This is a genomic window from Stenotrophomonas pictorum JCM 9942, assembly GCF_001431585.1.
Taxonomy (GTDB): Bacteria; Pseudomonadota; Gammaproteobacteria; order Xanthomonadales; family Xanthomonadaceae; genus Stenotrophomonas; species Stenotrophomonas pictorum.
The window spans coordinates 26,238-41,667 of the sequence record NZ_LLXS01000043.1; the positions used below are offsets into that span (position 1 = coordinate 26,238).

At 67.6% G+C, this 15,430-nt stretch carries 13 protein-coding genes and 1 pseudogene; 10 read left to right on the forward strand and 4 right to left on the reverse strand.

What is annotated here, in order from left to right:
• Positions 1 to 27: 27 nt before the first annotated feature.
• The 7 genes from ARC78_RS12360 to ARC78_RS12390 all read left to right on the forward strand — a co-directional run bounded on the left by ARC78_RS12360 (position 28) and on the right by ARC78_RS12390 (position 11,180).
• Complete coding sequence (locus ARC78_RS12360) at positions 28 to 1,413, forward strand: MBL fold metallo-hydrolase RNA specificity domain-containing protein (protein ID WP_017357192.1); 1,386 nt, start codon at positions 28 to 30, stop codon at positions 1,411 to 1,413.
• Positions 1,410 to 2,927 carry a thymidine phosphorylase family protein gene (locus ARC78_RS12365; protein ID WP_049404647.1) on the forward strand — a complete coding sequence of 506 codons (1,518 nt, stop codon included), beginning with the start codon at positions 1,410 to 1,412 and terminating at the stop codon, positions 2,925 to 2,927. Before ARC78_RS12360 ends, ARC78_RS12365 begins: the two co-directional genes overlap by 4 nt.
• Complete coding sequence (locus ARC78_RS12370) at positions 2,924 to 3,838, forward strand: ribose-phosphate diphosphokinase (RefSeq protein ID WP_017355176.1); 915 nt, start codon at positions 2,924 to 2,926, stop codon at positions 3,836 to 3,838. Before ARC78_RS12365 ends, ARC78_RS12370 begins: the two co-directional genes overlap by 4 nt.
• Positions 3,835 to 6,300, forward strand: coding sequence for a phosphoketolase family protein (locus ARC78_RS12375; protein ID WP_017355175.1), 2,466 nt, complete (start codon positions 3,835 to 3,837; stop codon positions 6,298 to 6,300). Before ARC78_RS12370 ends, ARC78_RS12375 begins: the two co-directional genes overlap by 4 nt.
• A gap of 25 nt (positions 6,301 to 6,325) precedes the next feature.
• Positions 6,326 to 7,918 (forward strand): ABC1 kinase family protein, encoded by a 1,593-nt coding sequence (locus ARC78_RS12380; protein ID WP_017355174.1) that lies wholly within the window; start codon positions 6,326 to 6,328, stop codon positions 7,916 to 7,918.
• Positions 7,919 to 7,981: 63 nt separating this feature from the next.
• Entirely contained in the window at positions 7,982 to 10,057 is a 2,076-nt protein-coding gene (locus ARC78_RS12385) for a heavy metal translocating P-type ATPase (RefSeq protein ID WP_082316348.1), read from the forward strand.
• Positions 10,058 to 10,076: 19 nt separating this feature from the next.
• The gene (locus ARC78_RS12390; protein ID WP_036196077.1) at positions 10,077 to 11,180 is read left to right on the forward strand and encodes an acetate/propionate family kinase; all 1,104 of its coding nucleotides are present in this window, start codon (positions 10,077 to 10,079) and stop codon (positions 11,178 to 11,180) included.
• A 36-nt stretch (positions 11,181 to 11,216) separates the two neighbouring features.
• Here ARC78_RS12390 and ARC78_RS12395 read toward each other — a convergent pair whose 3' ends face one another.
• The 4 genes from ARC78_RS12395 to ARC78_RS12405 form a co-directional block, all read right to left on the reverse strand.
• The gene (locus ARC78_RS12395) at positions 11,217 to 12,416 is read right to left on the reverse strand and encodes a hypothetical protein (RefSeq protein ID WP_017355170.1); all 1,200 of its coding nucleotides are present in this window, start codon (positions 12,414 to 12,416) and stop codon (positions 11,217 to 11,219) included.
• Positions 12,417 to 12,510: 94 nt separating this feature from the next.
• On the reverse strand, positions 12,511 to 12,786 hold the full coding sequence (locus ARC78_RS16970; RefSeq protein ID WP_465251337.1) for a GDCCVxC domain-containing (seleno)protein: 276 nt from the start codon (positions 12,784 to 12,786) through the stop codon (positions 12,511 to 12,513).
• Positions 12,716 to 13,003 (reverse strand): heavy-metal-associated domain-containing protein, encoded by a 288-nt coding sequence (locus ARC78_RS12400; RefSeq protein ID WP_017355169.1) that lies wholly within the window; start codon positions 13,001 to 13,003, stop codon positions 12,716 to 12,718. The genes ARC78_RS16970 and ARC78_RS12400 overlap by 71 nt, the downstream gene beginning before the upstream one ends.
• Before the next feature lie 8 nt (positions 13,004 to 13,011).
• On the reverse strand, positions 13,012 to 13,368 hold the full coding sequence (locus ARC78_RS12405; protein ID WP_017355168.1) for a mercuric transporter MerT family protein: 357 nt from the start codon (positions 13,366 to 13,368) through the stop codon (positions 13,012 to 13,014).
• A gap of 41 nt (positions 13,369 to 13,409) precedes the next feature.
• Between ARC78_RS12405 and ARC78_RS12410 the strand changes: the two genes are divergently transcribed.
• The 3 genes and pseudogenes from ARC78_RS12410 to ARC78_RS12420 all read left to right on the forward strand — a co-directional run bounded on the left by ARC78_RS12410 (position 13,410) and on the right by ARC78_RS12420 (position 15,424).
• Positions 13,410 to 13,835, forward strand: a complete 426-nt coding sequence (locus tag ARC78_RS12410) for a MerR family transcriptional regulator (RefSeq protein WP_017355167.1) — start codon at positions 13,410 to 13,412, stop codon at positions 13,833 to 13,835.
• Between the two features lie 42 nt (positions 13,836 to 13,877).
• Positions 13,878 to 14,891: pseudogene (locus tag ARC78_RS12415) on the forward strand (class I SAM-dependent methyltransferase); the annotation flags it as partial.
• Positions 14,888 to 15,424 carry a DUF2878 domain-containing protein gene (locus ARC78_RS12420; RefSeq protein WP_057506404.1) on the forward strand — a complete coding sequence of 179 codons (537 nt, stop codon included), beginning with the start codon at positions 14,888 to 14,890 and terminating at the stop codon, positions 15,422 to 15,424. The pseudogene ARC78_RS12415 and the gene ARC78_RS12420, both read left to right, overlap by 4 nt.
• Positions 15,425 to 15,430: the final 6 nt, after the last annotated feature.

Sequence of the window (15,430 nt, forward strand, 5' to 3'; positions counted from 1 at the left end):
CTTCCCTTCCAGGACAGGAGCCACACCATGACAGCGTCTTCCAACCCCACCCTGCAATTCCTCGGTGCCGCGGGCACCGTGACCGGCTCGCGCTACCTGGTCGAGGCCAACGGTCAGCGCGTGCTCGTGGACTGCGGCCTGTTCCAGGGCTACAAGCAATTGCGCGAGCGCAACTGGGCTCCGTTTCCCGTCGAGGCGTCATCAATCGACGCGGTGGTCCTGACCCACGCCCACCTGGACCATTCGGGCTACTTGCCCGCACTGGTCAAACAAGGGTTCCGCGGCCGGATCCACTGCACCCATGGCAGCGTGGCCCTGTGCGGCCTGCTGCTTCCCGACAGCGGACACCTGCTCGAAGAGGAGGCCAAGTACGCGGCCCGCAAGGGGTACTCCAAGCACAAGGAACCACGGCCGCTTTATACCGAGGATGACGCCCGCCGCAGCCTGAAGCAGCTCAAGGGGCATGACTATGGTCGCGACATCGAGGTCGCATCAGGCGTCACGATCCGCTTCCATCCTGCCGGCCACATCCTGGGCGCTGCCCATGTCAGCCTTGACGTCCAGGGCCAGCGCCTGCACTTCAGTGGCGACCTGGGACGGCAGCAGGAGTCGCTGATGAATCCGCCGACGCCCCTGCCCGCCTGTGACGTCCTGGTCTGCGAATCCACATATGGCAATCGGGAACACATTCCGATCGACCAAGAAGCCGAGCTGGCACCGATCATCCGCCGCGTTGCCGCCCGCGGGGGCGTGATCGTCATTCCCGCCTTTGCCATCGGCCGCGCCCAGGCGCTCATGCTGCATATCGCCCGGCTGCGTGAGCGCAAGGACATCCCTCGCGTGCCGGTCTACCTCAACAGCCCGATGGCGATCAACGCGACCCGGCACTACCACGACCACCACTCCGAGCACCACGTGTCCGACGAGGACTGCCAGCGGATGTTCGACGTGGCCACCTTCGTCAACACTGTAGAAGAGTCGAAGGCACTCAACCGCCAGCGCGGGCCGATGATCATCATCTCGGCCAGCGGCATGATCACCGGCGGGCGCGTGCTGCACCACATCGAGGCGTTCGGCCCCGATGACCGCAACGCGATCCTGCTCGCGGGCTACCAGGCCGGAGGAACACGCGGTGCCGCGCTGGCGGCAGGCAAGCGCACGTTGCGCATGTTCGGCCGCGAGGTCCCCATCCGCGCCGAGGTGGTGCAGCTGGAGGGCTTCTCCGGCCACGCCGACGCCGGGGAGCTGCTGGACTGGATGCGCACCGCGCCGTCCGCGCCGCGCATGGTCTACCTCACCCACGGCGAGCCCGACGCTGCAGACACGCTGCGCGGGCGCGTGCAGCGTGAACTGGGCTGGCGTGCGCGCGTGCCGGGGCACCTGGAGCAAGTCGGATTGGAGGATGCGAGATGACCACGCAGGCCCCGGGCCACACCCGCCTGCGCGTCACCCGTGCCGGCATCGACACCTACCAGCAGCCGGTGGTCTATATGCACCGCGACTGCGAGGTCTGTCGCTCGGAAGGCTTTGCCGCGATGACGCGCGTCAGGCTGGACGTGGACGCCCGCACGCTGGTGGCGACGCTGAACGTGGTCATCGACGATCGGCTCGGCCTGGACGAGGTGGCGTTGTCGGAGGCCGCGTGGACGCTCCTCGATCCCGCGCCCGACGCCCTCGCCGGCGTCAGGCACGCGGAACCCGCGGCGTCGGCGGGCGCGCTCCGTGCCAAGGTGTTCGGCGCCCGGTTGGACGACGCGCAGTACTTCGCCCTGGTGCAGGACGTGATGGAAAGCAGGTTGTCGGACCTGGAGCTTGCAGCTTTCGTCACTGCCAGCGCGGGTGACCGCCTGGACCATGCGGAGACGACCGCGCTGACGCGAGCCATGATCTCCGTGGGCCAGCGCCTGGACTGGGGCGAAGGGCCGGTGCTGGACAAACACTGCGTAGGTGGCCTGCCGGGCAATCGCACCACCCCGATCGTGGTGGCCATCGTGGCTGCGCTGGGCTACCGCATCCCGAAGACCTCGTCGCGCGCGATCACGTCGCCCGCGGGCACCGCCGACACCATGGAAGTGATGGCGCCGGTGGCGCTCGACCTGGCGGCGATGCGCCGGGTGGTGGAGCGCGAGGGCGGCTGCATCGTGTGGGGTGGCAACGTGCGCCTGAGCCCGGCCGACGACATCCTGATCCGGGTCCAGCGCCCGCTGGATTTCGACAGCGACGGCCAACTGGTCGCCAGCGTGCTGTCGAAGAAGATAGCCGCGGGCTCCACCCACGTCCTGATCGACATGCCGGTGGGTCCGACGGCCAAGGTGCGAGGTGAGGCCGCGGCCCACAGCCTCGGCACGCGGCTTGCCCACACCGCGGGCGCGCTGGGATTGCAGTTGGGCATCCATCGCTCCGACGGCACCCAGCCGGTGGGTCGGGGAATCGGCCCGGCGCTCGAGGCGCACGACGTGCTCAAGGTGCTGCGCAACGCGGCCGATGCACCCGCCGACCTTCGCGAACGCGCACTTGCGCTGTCCGCGGCGCTGCTGGACATGGCAGCGGGCAGCAACGCCGGCACCGGACTGGAGCGCGCGCGCGGCGTGCTGGATTCCGGGGCGGCGCTGGCCAAGTTCCTGGCGATCTGCGAGGCCCAGGGAGGCTTCCGCGAACCGCCACGGGCGGCGTTCACCGCCGACGTCCCGGCGCCTGCATCGGGCCGCATCGCGGCGATCGACAACCGCAGGCTGGCCAAACTGGCCAAGCTGGCCGGCGCCCCGACATCCCCCACCGCCGGCCTCGAAACCGGTCTGCGGATCGGCGATACGGTCGAGCGCGGACAGCCCATGATGACCCTGCATGCGGAGTCGCCGGGAGAACTGGCCTACGCCCTGGAGCACGCCGCGACGCTGCAACCCTTTGTGCTTGGAGAGGTTCCATGACCCGTGTGCTGATGCCCTTCCCGGCCGATGCAGTGTTGGCCGGCACCATCAACCAGCCCCTGCAGGCGCGCATTGCACCCGTGGCCTGGCGGCACTTCCCCGATGGCGAGTCGCTGGTCACCCTGGACGACGCACTGGACGGCGCCGATGTGGCGATCCTGGCCAGCCTGCGCAACGCCGATGCCCTGGCCCTCCCGCTGCGCTTCGCCGCCCGGACCGCGCGCGAGTTCGGGGCTCGTTCGGTCGGCCTCATCGCACCCTACCTGGGGTATATGCGCCAGGACACCCGCTTCCATCGCGGCGAGGCGGTCAGTACACCGCTGTTTGCGCAATTCCTCGAAGAGGCTTTCGACTGGCTGGTGACCGTGGACCCGCACCTGCACCGCGTCGAGCGCCTGCAGTCGCTCTACCGCATTCCGACGGTCCACGTATCGGCGACGCCGGCCGTGGCCCGCTGGATCGCTGAGACCGTCCCCGACGCTGTGCTGATCGGCCCTGACAGCGAGAGCGAGCAGTGGGTAGCGGACATCGCCGCCCTGTCCGGCATGCCCTACCAGGTGCTGGCCAAGGAGCGGCACGGCGACTACGACGTGCGCGTCAGCCTGCCCGACCCGCAGGCCGTGGCGGGCCGGACCCCGGTCCTGATCGACGACATCGTGTCGTCCGGCCACACCATCCTGGAGACCCTCGCACACCTGCGCCGGTTGTCGTTGCCGCCGCCACTGCTGGTCGCCATCCATCCGGTGTTCGCCGGCGATGCCTATGCCCGCCTGCAGGAAGCAGGTCTGGCCCGCATCGTCAGTACCGACACCATTGCCCACCCGTCGAACGCGATCGCGCTCGGCGCGGACCTCGCTGACGCGGCATCGACCCTGATGTCCGCTTCGGCCGACTCCCCGGAGGACCCATGAACCTGCATCTCAACTGCTGCACCGCCGACCAGCTGTCGGCCGCCGAGCGCCAGCGGACCCTTGAACTCGCCGACGCCCACCGGCGGGCCGATCCCGCGTTTGACCATTGGGCGGCCGGCTACGGCGTGATCCGACATGACCCGCTCACCCAGCTCCGGGTCCGCCAGATGGTGCACGAGCTGGTGGCCCTGGGCCGCACGCCCGATGCCGGCACCGCCTGGCAGCGGCTCGCCGCGGCCGATCGCGTCACCAGCGCCGGCATGTGGCTGGTGGCCCACATGACCTACAGCCAGCGGGTCCGCACCGACGGCGCGGCCCTCGAGGCCGATGACTTCAAGGCCACGCCCGAAGGCCACACTGGCGGGTCCCTCAACATGGTGCCGGCCTACGCCGGCTACCTGCTGATGGACGCCCTGGATGGCGTCACCCGCGCATGGATGATGGGCCAGGGGCACTGCGTGGCCGCCATCGACGCGCTGAACGTGCTGGTTGGCAACATGACCGCCCGGCACGCCGAACGTTACGACCGCTCCGACGCGGGGCTGAGCCGGTTCGTCGGCGACTTCTATGCCTACACCCTCAATCCGGACGGAACACCGGCGTCGCCCCTGGGCTCCCACGTCAATGCGCACACCGCCGGGGGCGTGATGGAAGGCGGCTATCTCGGCTTTGCCGAACTGCAGTACGTGCATGCACCGCTCAAGGACGAACGCCTGGTGGCGTTCCTCAGCGACGGTGCGTTCGAGGAACAGCGCGGCAGCGACTGGGCGCCGCGCTGGTGGCGTGCCGAGGACAGCGGGCTGGTCAGCCCGATCATCATCCTCAACGGGCGGCGCATCGAACAGCGCAGCCAGATCGCCCAGCAGGGCGGCGAGCGGTGGCTGGACCGGCACCTGCGATTGAACGGCTTTGATCCGATCGCGCTGGACGGGCGCGATCCGGCCAGCATCGCGTGGGGTATCCATGTGATGGAGTCGCGCCTGCAAGCGGGCGCCGCCGTTCCCGATGCCGACGTGCGGCTGCCCTATGGCATTGCCGAAACCGTGAAGGGCTTCGGATTCCCCGGCGCCGGGACCAACGCCTCGCACAACCTGCCCCTGCCCGGGAATCCGTCGAAGGAGGCCGAGGCACGCGCGCTCTTCAATCAAGGCGCCGCGGCGCTGTTCGTGGCCGCGTCCGAGCTCGAGGAGGCTGTTGCCGCACTCAACAGCCACGACCTCCAGCAGCGCGTGCGCGAGCGCGACCATGCGCTGGCCGATCGCCAGGTGGAACCGCCCCGCGTCCCGGCGATCGCCGACCGCGGCGCCGGCGGCGAGAGCTCGCCGATGACCGCGCTCGACGAGCAGTTCGTCGCCATCGCCGAAGCGAACCCGGGGCTGCGCGTGCGCGTGGGCAATCCTGACGAGCTGCGCAGCAACAAGCTCGATCGCACCCTGGACGCAATGAAGCACCGGGTGCACGAGCCCGAGCCCGGTGTCGCGGAATCGACCACTGGCGCGGTCATCACCGCGCTTAATGAGGAAGCCGTGGTATGCGCCGCGCTCGGCAACAAGGGCGGGCTGAACCTGGTGGTCACCTACGAGGCGTTCGCACCGAAGATGCTTGGCGCCGTGCGCCAGGAATTGATCTTCGCGCGTCACCAGGCACAGGCGGGGCGACCGCCCGGCTGGCTGGGCGTGCCTCTCGTGCTGACCTCGCACACGTGGGAGAACGCGAAGAACGAGCAGTCCCATCAGGATCCGACCATGGCCGAGGCGCTCCTGGGCGAAATGGCCGACATATCGCGCGTGGTGTTTCCCCCGGACGCCAACGGCGCCGCCGCGGCCCTCGCCCACGCCTACGCGCAACGCGGCACGGTCACCACCCTGGTCGTCCCCAAGCGACCGGTGCCGCACGAGCTGACACCGACGCAGGCGCAGGCGCTGGCCACCCAAGGTGCGCTGTGCCTGGCCGGCAACCCGGCGACAGCGGCGATCCTGCTGGTCGCCACCGGTGCTTACCAATTGCAGGAAGTGCGCCACGCGCAGGTGCGCCTCGTTGAACGTGGCGTGTCGGCCGCGATCGTCTATCTCGGCGAGCCCGGCCGGTTCCGCACGCCGCGCGATCCGGACGAGGCGCGGTACGTGCACTCCGACAGCGAGGTCCATGCACTGTTCCCGGCGGAACGGCCGCGCATATTCGTCACGCATACGCGGCCCGAGCCCTTCCTGGGCGCGCTGCGCCGGCTCGACACTGGCCCGGCCACGACCGCGGCGCTCGGCTTCGTCAACCGCGGCGGCACGCTGGACGTGCCGGGACTGCTGTTCGCCAACCGCAGCACCTGGGCGCACGTGGTCGATGCGGCCGCGGGCGTCCTCGGCCAGTCCCGGGGCGGCCTGTTGTCGGAAGCGGAGCTGGCGGCAGTGGATGGTCGGGGCGATCCGGCCACGATCCTGCGTCCTGCAAGTGGGTCGACGCCATGAGTTGTCCAACCGGGAGCGCGCGTTGATGGCGGGCACGGTGCGGCGCGGAGGCCAGATTGCCTGGGCGGGACTCAAGCTCGGCGTCGCCGTGCTGCGCCTGCGCCGACGTGCACCCGACCTGCTTCCGGCATACGTCAGCACCACACTGGTGGGGTTGGGCACCACCTTCGTCAAGCTGGGCCAGGGCTTGAGCCTGCGCTGGGACCTGCTGCCGGCGCCCTATCGCGAGGCGCTGTCGCGATTGCACAGCGATGTGCCCCCCTTCCCGGCGGAGGAGGCCATGCGTATCGTCGAACAGGCGTTTGGCGCGCCGGTCGGCGAACTTTTCGCCAGCTTCGATGACAAGCCCCTGGCCGCGGCTTCAGTGGCCCAGATCCATCCAGCGCGCATGCATGATGGTCGCGATGTGGTCGTCAAGATCACCCGCCCCGGGATCCATGCCCAGGTGCAGGCGGATCTGCTGCTCCTGCGGCGCACGATGCGCGTCGCCCAGTGGATCTGGCCGCCACTGAAACGCCACCGGCCGCTCGAACTGGTGGACGAACTAGGCGCATTCCTGCGTGACGAGATCGACATGCGTCACGAGGCGCAGAACATGCGGCGCATGGCCAAGGTGCTGGATGCCCTGCCCGGCATCACCCAGCCGCACGTCGTCGAGCCGTATGCCACCCGCAACGTGCTTGTGCAGGATCGAAGCCACGGGACCCGTCTGGAGGCCGCGTACGGCACAGCGGCCGCTCCCGCACTGGCAAGGGCGCTGCTCGGTGCCTACGTGCATCAGCTCTTCGGCGCCGGCGTCTTCCATGCCGACCCGCACCCGGGGAATCTGTTCTTCTTTGACGACGGTCGCCTGTGCCTGCATGACTTTGGATCGATCGGCGTGCTCGACCCTGCATCCCGGCTCGCGCTCGGCGGCATGGTCGAGGCCATTGCGGCCGACGACGCCGAGGGCGTGCTGGATGCAGCGATCGCCATGGGCTTCTTCCCGTCGCAGGTCGACCGCCGCTCGCATGTGCGCGAGATCCACCTGATCCTGGCCGAGATGGCCAGCCGTCCGCTGGCGCAGTGGTCCATTGCCGAGGCAATCTGGCGCGTGGCACGCATTGGGCAGGGCGCTGGCTTCCGGCTTCCGGCCCACCTGCTGTCCCTGATCCGGACGCTGTTCCTGGTCGAGAACACGCTGCGGGCGCTGGATCCGAATCTGGACCTGCTGGGGACGCTGTCCGCGCAGGCGGCCGCGATCGCCGACATTGCCGAAGCCAGCCGCCCCAGCGGCAACAGGCCGCTTGCCATGCGGCTGGCCCGCACTGCGCGCCAACTGCCACAGATCGCCACCGACCTGTTGCGGCAGGCGCAACTGAGCGACGGACGACCCGCCTTCTCCGTACACCACCATGGCCTGAGTTCCACGCAGGAGGCAATCGCGCGCACGGGCAACCGGCTGGCGTTGGCCCTGGTCACCTTGGGCCTGTACGTAAGCGGTGCGCTGTTGAGCCTGCATTCCGACGGCCCGCAAGTGTTCGGTCACATGCCTTTCCTGGCTATGGTGGCTTTCGCTGCTGCGGGATTGCTCTCACTGCGGCTGGTGATGGCCATCGCCAGATCGGGACACTTGTAACAGAACACTGATCTATCTCCCCGCTGGTGCCCGGCGCATCAGTGCATCCAGGAAGGCAGACCCATGACGCAACACAATCATCATCATCAAGATCATCAGGCGCACGGCGAGCAACCGCCGCATCCCCGCACGGGTGCTGAAGGTGACGTCCATGCCGGGCACGACAAGCATGCCGGCCACAGCGTGGCGAGCTTCCGCGACAAGTTCTGGCTCACGCTGCTGCTGACCATCCCCACTCTGATCTGGAGCGGGATGATCCAGCATTGGTTCGACTACACCGCACCACAGTTCCCGGGGTCGGCGTACATCCCGGCGGTGTTCGGCACGATCGTGTACTTCTACGGCGGCTCGCCGTTCCTCCGCGGCGGATACCACGAGCTGAGAAATCGCCTGCCGGGCATGATGACGCTGATCTCGCTTGCGATCACCGTCGCCTTCCTTTACAGCGCGTTGGTCACGCTCGGCGTTGTCGAGGGCTTGGACCTGTGGTGGGAGCTGGCGACGCTGGTGGCGATCATGTTGCTCGGCCACTGGATCGAGATGCGTTCGATCAACCAGGCACAGGGCGCTCTCAAGGAACTCGCGAAGCTGCTGCCTGATATGGCGGTGCGGTTGGATGAGGCCGGTACCGCGAAGGAAGTCCCTGTCGCGGAACTGAAGCGCGGCGACCTGCTGCTCATCAGGCCCGGCGCGAGCATTCCCGCCGACGGCGTCGTGAAGGAAGGGACCAGCGCCGTCAACGAAGCGATGATCACCGGCGAGTCCAAGCCGATGGACAAGTCGACGGGCGACCGGGTGATCGCCGGCACCGTCAACGGACAGGGCTCGTTGCGTGTCGAGGTGACGGGAACCGGCGACGAGACCGCGCTCGCGGGTATCATGCGGCTCGTCGAGCAGGCCCAGACGTCGCGCTCGCGCGCCCAGGCCCTGGCGGACCGGGCGGCGTTCTACCTCACGATCATCGCCATCGTCTCCGCCGCGGTTACCGCCATTGTCTGGCCACTCCTCGGTCGACCGTGGAGCTTCACGATCGAGCGCGTAGTGACCGTGCTCGTGATCGCCTGTCCCCATGCGCTGGGTTTGGCCATCCCGCTGGTGACCGCCATCTCGACCACGATTGGCGCACGGAACGGCCTGCTCGTGCGCGATCGACGCGGCCTGGAAGAGGCCCGTTTGCTGAACACGGTCGTGTTCGACAAGACAGGCACGCTCACGCTCGGTTCGCACCGCGTCGTGAAGACCACTGCCGCCGATGGACTCACCGACGACGAGGTGCTTCGCGTGGCCGCGTCGGTCCAGCGCGACGCTGAACATCCGATCGCGCAGGCGCTGATGACCAGCGCCAAGGAACATGGCATCGACGTTCCGATGTCGCAGGACTTCGAGTCCATGCCGGGACGCGGCGTGCGCGCAGTCGTCGAGGAGCGCTCGCTTCACGTTGGCGGGCCGGGTCTGTTGAGAATGCTCGCGGTCGAACCGCCGGAGACGCTTCGGCGGGCTGCCGAATCAGCGGCAGCCGATGGTCAATCTGCAACCTACCTGGTGGAAGGCGACCGGGTGCTCGCCGTATTTGCGATCGCGGATGCCATCCGTCCCGAATCGTTCGACGCGGTCAAGCGGCTGCACGACGAAGGACTGGAGGTTGTCCTGCTGACGGGTGATTCCACGGCGGTCGCAAACGCGGTCGCGAAGGAACTCAACATCGACACCGTCTTCGCCGAGGTATTGCCCGAGGACAAGGTGGCAAAGATCGAGGAGCTGCAGGCCCAGGGCAAGCGCGTCGCGATGGTGGGTGACGGTGTCAATGACGCTCCGGCGCTGCTCACGTCCGACGTCGGCATCGCCATCGGCACAGGGACGGACGTCGCGGTCGAGGCCGGCGACGTCGTACTCGTGCGCAGCGACCCGCGCGACGTGCCTGCGATCATCGAATTGAGCAAGGCCACCTATCGCAAGATGATCCAGAACCTGTGGTGGGCCGCCGGCTACAACATCGTCGCCATCCCTCTCGCCGCTGGCGTTCTCGCCGCATGGGGGATCCTGCTGCAACCTGCGCTTGGGGCAGTGCTCATGTCGCTGAGCACCGTCGTTGTGGCAATCAATGCGCAGTTGTTGCGCCGGGCGGTGCGGTCCCCATGAACATGATTCGGGGACACCTGTGACCACGCGCCGGCTTCTTGCACTCAACGTTGGCTCGTCCACCCTCAAGGGCGCGTCCTATCTGTTCAACACTGAGGGACACGGCGCGCAGTCTCGTCTGCTCGAGCGCTCCCGGGCCGAAATTCCAGTCGGCGTGGATGCGCAGGAGCGCCTTGCCACCCTGCTCGAGGCATTGTCGGAGCCGTGGCCCAGCCCCGACGTGGTGGTGCACCGAATCGTACATGGCGGTGACCTTCACGACGCCCGCGAGCTCGACGAAACCGTGCTCGCGAAACTGGATGCATTGGTGCCGTTCGCACCCTTGCACCAGCCGGTAGCCCTCGCTTTCGCGCGTGCCGCGCGCATGCGTTGGCCGCACGCGCGCCAAGGCGTGGCCTTCGACACCGACTTCCACGCGTCGCTCGCGCCCTGGAGCCGGCGCTTGCCTGTCCCTGAAGCATGGGATGCGCTGGGCATCCGCCGCTACGGTTTCCATGGACTCGCCTTTGCCTCCGCGCTCCGCATAGTGGCCAGCCACGACGCTGGAATCCTGAAGGGCCGCGCTGTCTTCGCGCATCTGGGGGGTGGCTGCAGCGTCTGCGCCGTCGAGGGCGGCCGCAGCCGCGACACCACCATGGCGCTCACTCCGCTGGGTGGAATCCCGAGCCCTACCCGCTCCGGAGATCTCGATCCCGGCGCGTTGCTGTATCTGCTGAGGCATGAACGCCTGGATGCGCAGGCGCTTGAAAACGGCCTGTACCGCAGTGCAGGCCTTGCCGGAATCGCCGGCCATGGCGACATGCGCGTGTTGCTGACGGATCCCGGCCCGCAGGCCCAGCTTGCCGTGGAGCTCTTTGCAGTCCGGATTGCGCAGTCCATCGCGGCCATGGCCACGGCAATTGGCGGTCTCGACCATGTCGTCTTTTCCGGCGGCATCGGCCATCGCGCGCCGGTTTTGCGGGCTCGCATCGTCGCGCGACTGGCCTGGCTCGGCCTGGCGCTGGCACCTGACGTCAACGATGCTGGAGCCACGCGGATCGACCGCGGGGGCGGGCCGAGCATATGGAACGTCGCGATCGATGAGGAGCGCGAACTGGCTGAATCGGCACTCGCCTGGCTGTAGCCACGACACGCCCCAAGGGTCGGCTCCGGTGGGGAATCACTCCTCGATCCGTGACGACGTGAGCACCGCTGCGAATCCACCACCGGGGGTGCGCATGTTCGTGGTCTGGCCCTGGTACAGCCTGGCCGCGAACAACAGGACACCCGCCTCGGACGCGAAGCAGCGCACATCCGCCTTGAGGGACTGGCCCCCATGCACGATCCGCATGCTCGGTGGCGCGAAGGCCTGTGCGATGTAGGTCGCCGACGCCATAGACGCCCAAGTCCGCCGGGTCAACTTGTCGCCCCGATAACTCCCACGGCTGCCAAACCCTGCTGCAGGCTTGAAGAAATATCCGTTGCGCACTGCCCACAACGCATCCCGGTTCGCGGGCACGAGTTCGACCGTGGGCGGGATCACCTGGCCCAGCAGTGCCGTCGAACCCGCATCGACCCCGAACCCGCCGAGCAGAGCCGGGTCCCCGAGCACCGCAAGGTTGCGCTTGTCGGCAAACAGCGCGTGTGCTCGGGGATGCGGCATCAGCGCGACGTCCCCTGCCAGGTAAGCCTCACGAATGTCTGCATGCGAGGCATCCTCGAGCGCGAAATCGGTCAACCGGTTGTAGACAGTGTCGATTCGACCGTGGGCATCCTCAAGCCCGTCCGAACCAAACGACAAATCCTCGGGAGCGCTGATCACGCAGTCCACGCCATGGTCCCGAAACGCGTTCGCGTACAGCACAAACTCGGGGTAAAGGAACTGCGCTCGCGGAGTGCTGTCCACGATGGCCAGGCGCGACGGCGTGCGCCCGGATTGCTGCCGAGCATCCTCCATCCAGGCCGTGACGGCCGCATCACGCGCTTGGGCCGCGTTGGTCCAGGTGGCCCATGCTGGCGGCGCGCAAGACCGCACGGCATCGAGCAACAAGGCATTGAGGAGCAGACCGCCTGGATTGGTGTTGACCTCGATCAGCCGCGGGCCATCGACCGTCAGGTGAAAGTCCAGACCCAGGACGCCCCCCGCCGAACCCGGATCATGGGTTGCAATGTCAGGGGCCCATTGCAGGACCCGTTGGCTATATCCCGGGTTTCCTGCGACGTCGAAGACCGCCGCCGCGACTCGTCCCATGGCCTCCAACGCGGGCCGATCAACGAACAAGGCATAGGGTGAAAATAAGTGCGCGTGTACGGCGGGATCAGTCGTGAACTCCGGAAAGGCACCCCGGATCGACTCGTGCAGACGGAGGATGTCGACCACTTCGCATGCACACCGCTGGTTGAGCGGCGCGCTTTCCAGGGTGGCACAGTCGATCTCGCAGCCTGTCTGTCCAACTATTATCGGAGTCCGCGGTTCAACCACAACAGGGATTGTTCTGTTGGATCGGTGGACATGGCACTGTTCCGAACGAGCAGAACACACAGCAGTCGCCTTGATGCGGACGCAAAACCGCTCCACAGCCCGTGCACTCATAGAAGAATTGACACGCTGTGATGGGCATTGTCTCGGTCGCCCGATGGCCGCACTCCGGGCAGGTCAAGATGCTTTCCAGCTTGACGTCACTCACCGCCAGTCCGCACCTTGGCCGGGAAGCCTGCTTCCGTGACTGCACGCGCGATTCCGGCTGCATCCGTCTGGCTCGATTCGAACGTCACCGTGACTGTTTCAGCCCGGGTGTCCACCTTCACATCGGCCACGCCCGGCACCTTCTCCAGCGCCTTCCTGATGGTGATGCCGCAGGCGGGACAGGTCATGTTCTCAGCATCGAGCATCACTACGGTTGCGGGCGTCGCAAGAGCGGCACCGACCGACAGAGCAGCCACCAGGGCCAGTATCCACTTGTGCATCGCGCCTCCTACAGAATCCAGACGATGTAATAGGGAAACAGCAGCAACAGGACGATGAGGGCTGTCGCCAACCAGAGCCAACGTCGCCTGCGTCGCAGAGCGTCCGGGGCGATGCAACTGCCATCCACACCGCACCGTGCCGCCGGTCGATACAGCATCCAAAACGCCACGGCCAAGGACAGTACGGCGGCGGCGCTGAACCAGGGCCTCAAGGGATCGAGAGCTGTCAGGGTGCCGATCCAGGCGCCACTGATGCCCAGCAGGACCAGCACCAGCGGCACGACGCAGCAGACCGATGCGCCAATGGCGGCGATGCTCGCGCCAACGATGGCTGGAACAGACGATTTGGCCGGGGTTGTTTGCATCAGAGCATACTAGCCTCTGTACCTAGGTACGGAGTCAAGCCGTGCGTCCGAACACGTTTACGATCAGCCGGCTGGCGGCGGCGGCCGATGTGCACGTCGAAACCGTGCGCTACTACCAGCGGCGTAGGCTGCTGCGTCAACCCGAGCGACCCATAGGAGGCGTGCGTCGTTACGACGAAAACGATGTCAATCGGCTTCAGTTCATCCGGCGCGCTCAGATGATGGGATTCAGCCTCGACGAGATCGCTGGCCTGCTAGAGATCACAGGCGAAGGTTCTTGCGAGCAGACCCGTCAGCTGACCGAGCGAAAGCTCGTCGATGTCCGTCTACGAATCCGCGAGCTGCGACAGCTGGAGAGGGATCTCGAACAGAAAATAGCGCGGTGCGCCCAAGTGCCGGCGGGAGAGTGCTGCCCAACCCTCGATTTTCTGGAGCGGCCAATAAAGCCAGCTGCGACAGGCAGTTAGCTCACTTTCGGCCCGTTTTTACACGAATCCCTGCCGACCCTCTACATGGACGGGCTGTGGCAGTGCAGCGACCTGGTCGGGCTGATCCAGCTGCTGGTGCGCAACCGCGACCTGCTCGACGGCATGGAAACCGGCAGCGCGCGCCTGGGCGGGCTGGCGATGAAGGCCCTGCATGCGCTGCGGCGCAATACCCGGGAAGGCAGCCGGCGCAACATCGCCGCCCACTACGACCTGGGCAACGCGTTCTTCGGCCTGTTCCTGTCGCCGGACCTGATGTACTCCTCGGCCTGCTGGGAAGGCGCCGAGGACACCCTGGAAGCGGCCTCGACCCGCAAGCTGGACCTGATCTGCCGCAAGCTCGCCCTCGGGCCGGATGACCATGTGCTGGAGATCGGCACCGGCTGGGGCGGCTTTGCCCTGCATGCGGCACGCCACTACGGCTGCCGGGTCACCACCACCACCATCTCGCGCGAACAGCACGACCTGGCCGCCCAGCGCATCGCCGAGGCCGGGCTGGGTGGGCGCATCACCCTGCTGCAGTCGGACTACCGCGACCTCACCGGCCAGTACGACAAGCTGGTCTCGATCGAGATGATCGAGGCGGTCGGCGCCGATTTCCAGGACAGCTACTTCGGCCAGATCGGCCGCCTGCTCAAGCCCGACGGCCTGGCCCTGGTGCAGGCGATCACCATCGAGGACCACCGCTACGAGCAGGCGCTGAAGTCGGTGGACTTCATCAAGCGCCACGTGTTCCCGGGCTGCTTCATTCCTTCAGTCAACGCGATGCTGGCCTCCAAGACCCGCAGCAGCGACCTGGCGCTGATCGCGCTGGAGGATTTCGGCCTGTCCTATGCGCGCACCCTGCAGGCCTGGCGCGAGCGCTTCCTGGCCCAGCTGCCGGCGGTGCGCGCGCAGGGCTTTGACGAGCGTTTCATCCGGCTGTGGGAGTTCTACCTGGCCTACTGCGAGGGCGGCTTCCGCGAGCGCTCGATCGGCGTGTCGCACCTGGTGATGGCCAAGCCGGGCTGGCGCCCGGGCGTGGTGGAGCCGGCATGAACAACCTGGCCATCCTGCTGGTCTACCAGGCCACCTGGTTTGCCGCGGTGATCGGCGCCGGGCACGGGCTCTGGTGGCCGGGCGTGCTGTGCGCGGTGCTGTTCGCGCTGTGGCGGCTGGCGGTCTCGCCGCAGCGTGCGCTGGAGACCCGGCTGGTGCTGGCGGCGCTGGCCATCGGCCTGGTGCTGGAAAACCTGTGGACCGGCAGCGGCCTGCTGACCTATGCCGCGCCCTGGCCATGGGCCGGCTCGCCGGCCTGGATCCTGGCGCTGTGGCTGGCCTTCGCGCTGGTGATCGTGCCGCTGCTGGGCTACCTGCACCGGCGGCTGTGGCTGGCCGCGCTGCTGGGCGCGATCGGCGGCCCGCTGGCCTACCTGGGCGCGGCCCGTGGCTGGCAGGCGGTGCAGTTCAGCGAGCCCGGCTGGCACGGCCTGCTCGCGCTGGCCGCCGGCTGGGCGCTGGCGATGCCATTGCTGGCAGTGCTGGCCGCACGTGGCCTGGCACCTGATCAACCCGGAGAACCGACCCGATGAACCTTG

Coding starts and splice junctions, on each gene's coding strand:
- ARC78_RS16970 (WP_465251337.1), bottom strand. CDS start 12,786: ATGCAGCCGGAATCGCGCGTGCAGTCACGGAAGCAGGCTTCCCGGCCA.
- ARC78_RS12380 (WP_017355174.1), top strand. CDS start 6,326: ATGGCGGGCACGGTGCGGCGCGGAGGCCAGATTGCCTGGGCGGGACTC.
- ARC78_RS12400 (WP_017355169.1), bottom strand. CDS start 13,003: ATGCACAAGTGGATACTGGCCCTGGTGGCTGCTCTGTCGGTCGGTGCC.
- ARC78_RS12420 (WP_057506404.1), top strand. CDS start 14,888: ATGAACAACCTGGCCATCCTGCTGGTCTACCAGGCCACCTGGTTTGCC.
- ARC78_RS12370 (WP_017355176.1), top strand. CDS start 2,924: ATGACCCGTGTGCTGATGCCCTTCCCGGCCGATGCAGTGTTGGCCGGC.
- ARC78_RS12365 (WP_049404647.1), top strand. CDS start 1,410: ATGACCACGCAGGCCCCGGGCCACACCCGCCTGCGCGTCACCCGTGCC.
- ARC78_RS12405 (WP_017355168.1), bottom strand. CDS start 13,368: ATGCAAACAACCCCGGCCAAATCGTCTGTTCCAGCCATCGTTGGCGCG.
- ARC78_RS12375 (WP_017355175.1), top strand. CDS start 3,835: ATGAACCTGCATCTCAACTGCTGCACCGCCGACCAGCTGTCGGCCGCC.
- ARC78_RS12385 (WP_082316348.1), top strand. CDS start 7,982: ATGACGCAACACAATCATCATCATCAAGATCATCAGGCGCACGGCGAG.
- ARC78_RS12360 (WP_017357192.1), top strand. CDS start 28: ATGACAGCGTCTTCCAACCCCACCCTGCAATTCCTCGGTGCCGCGGGC.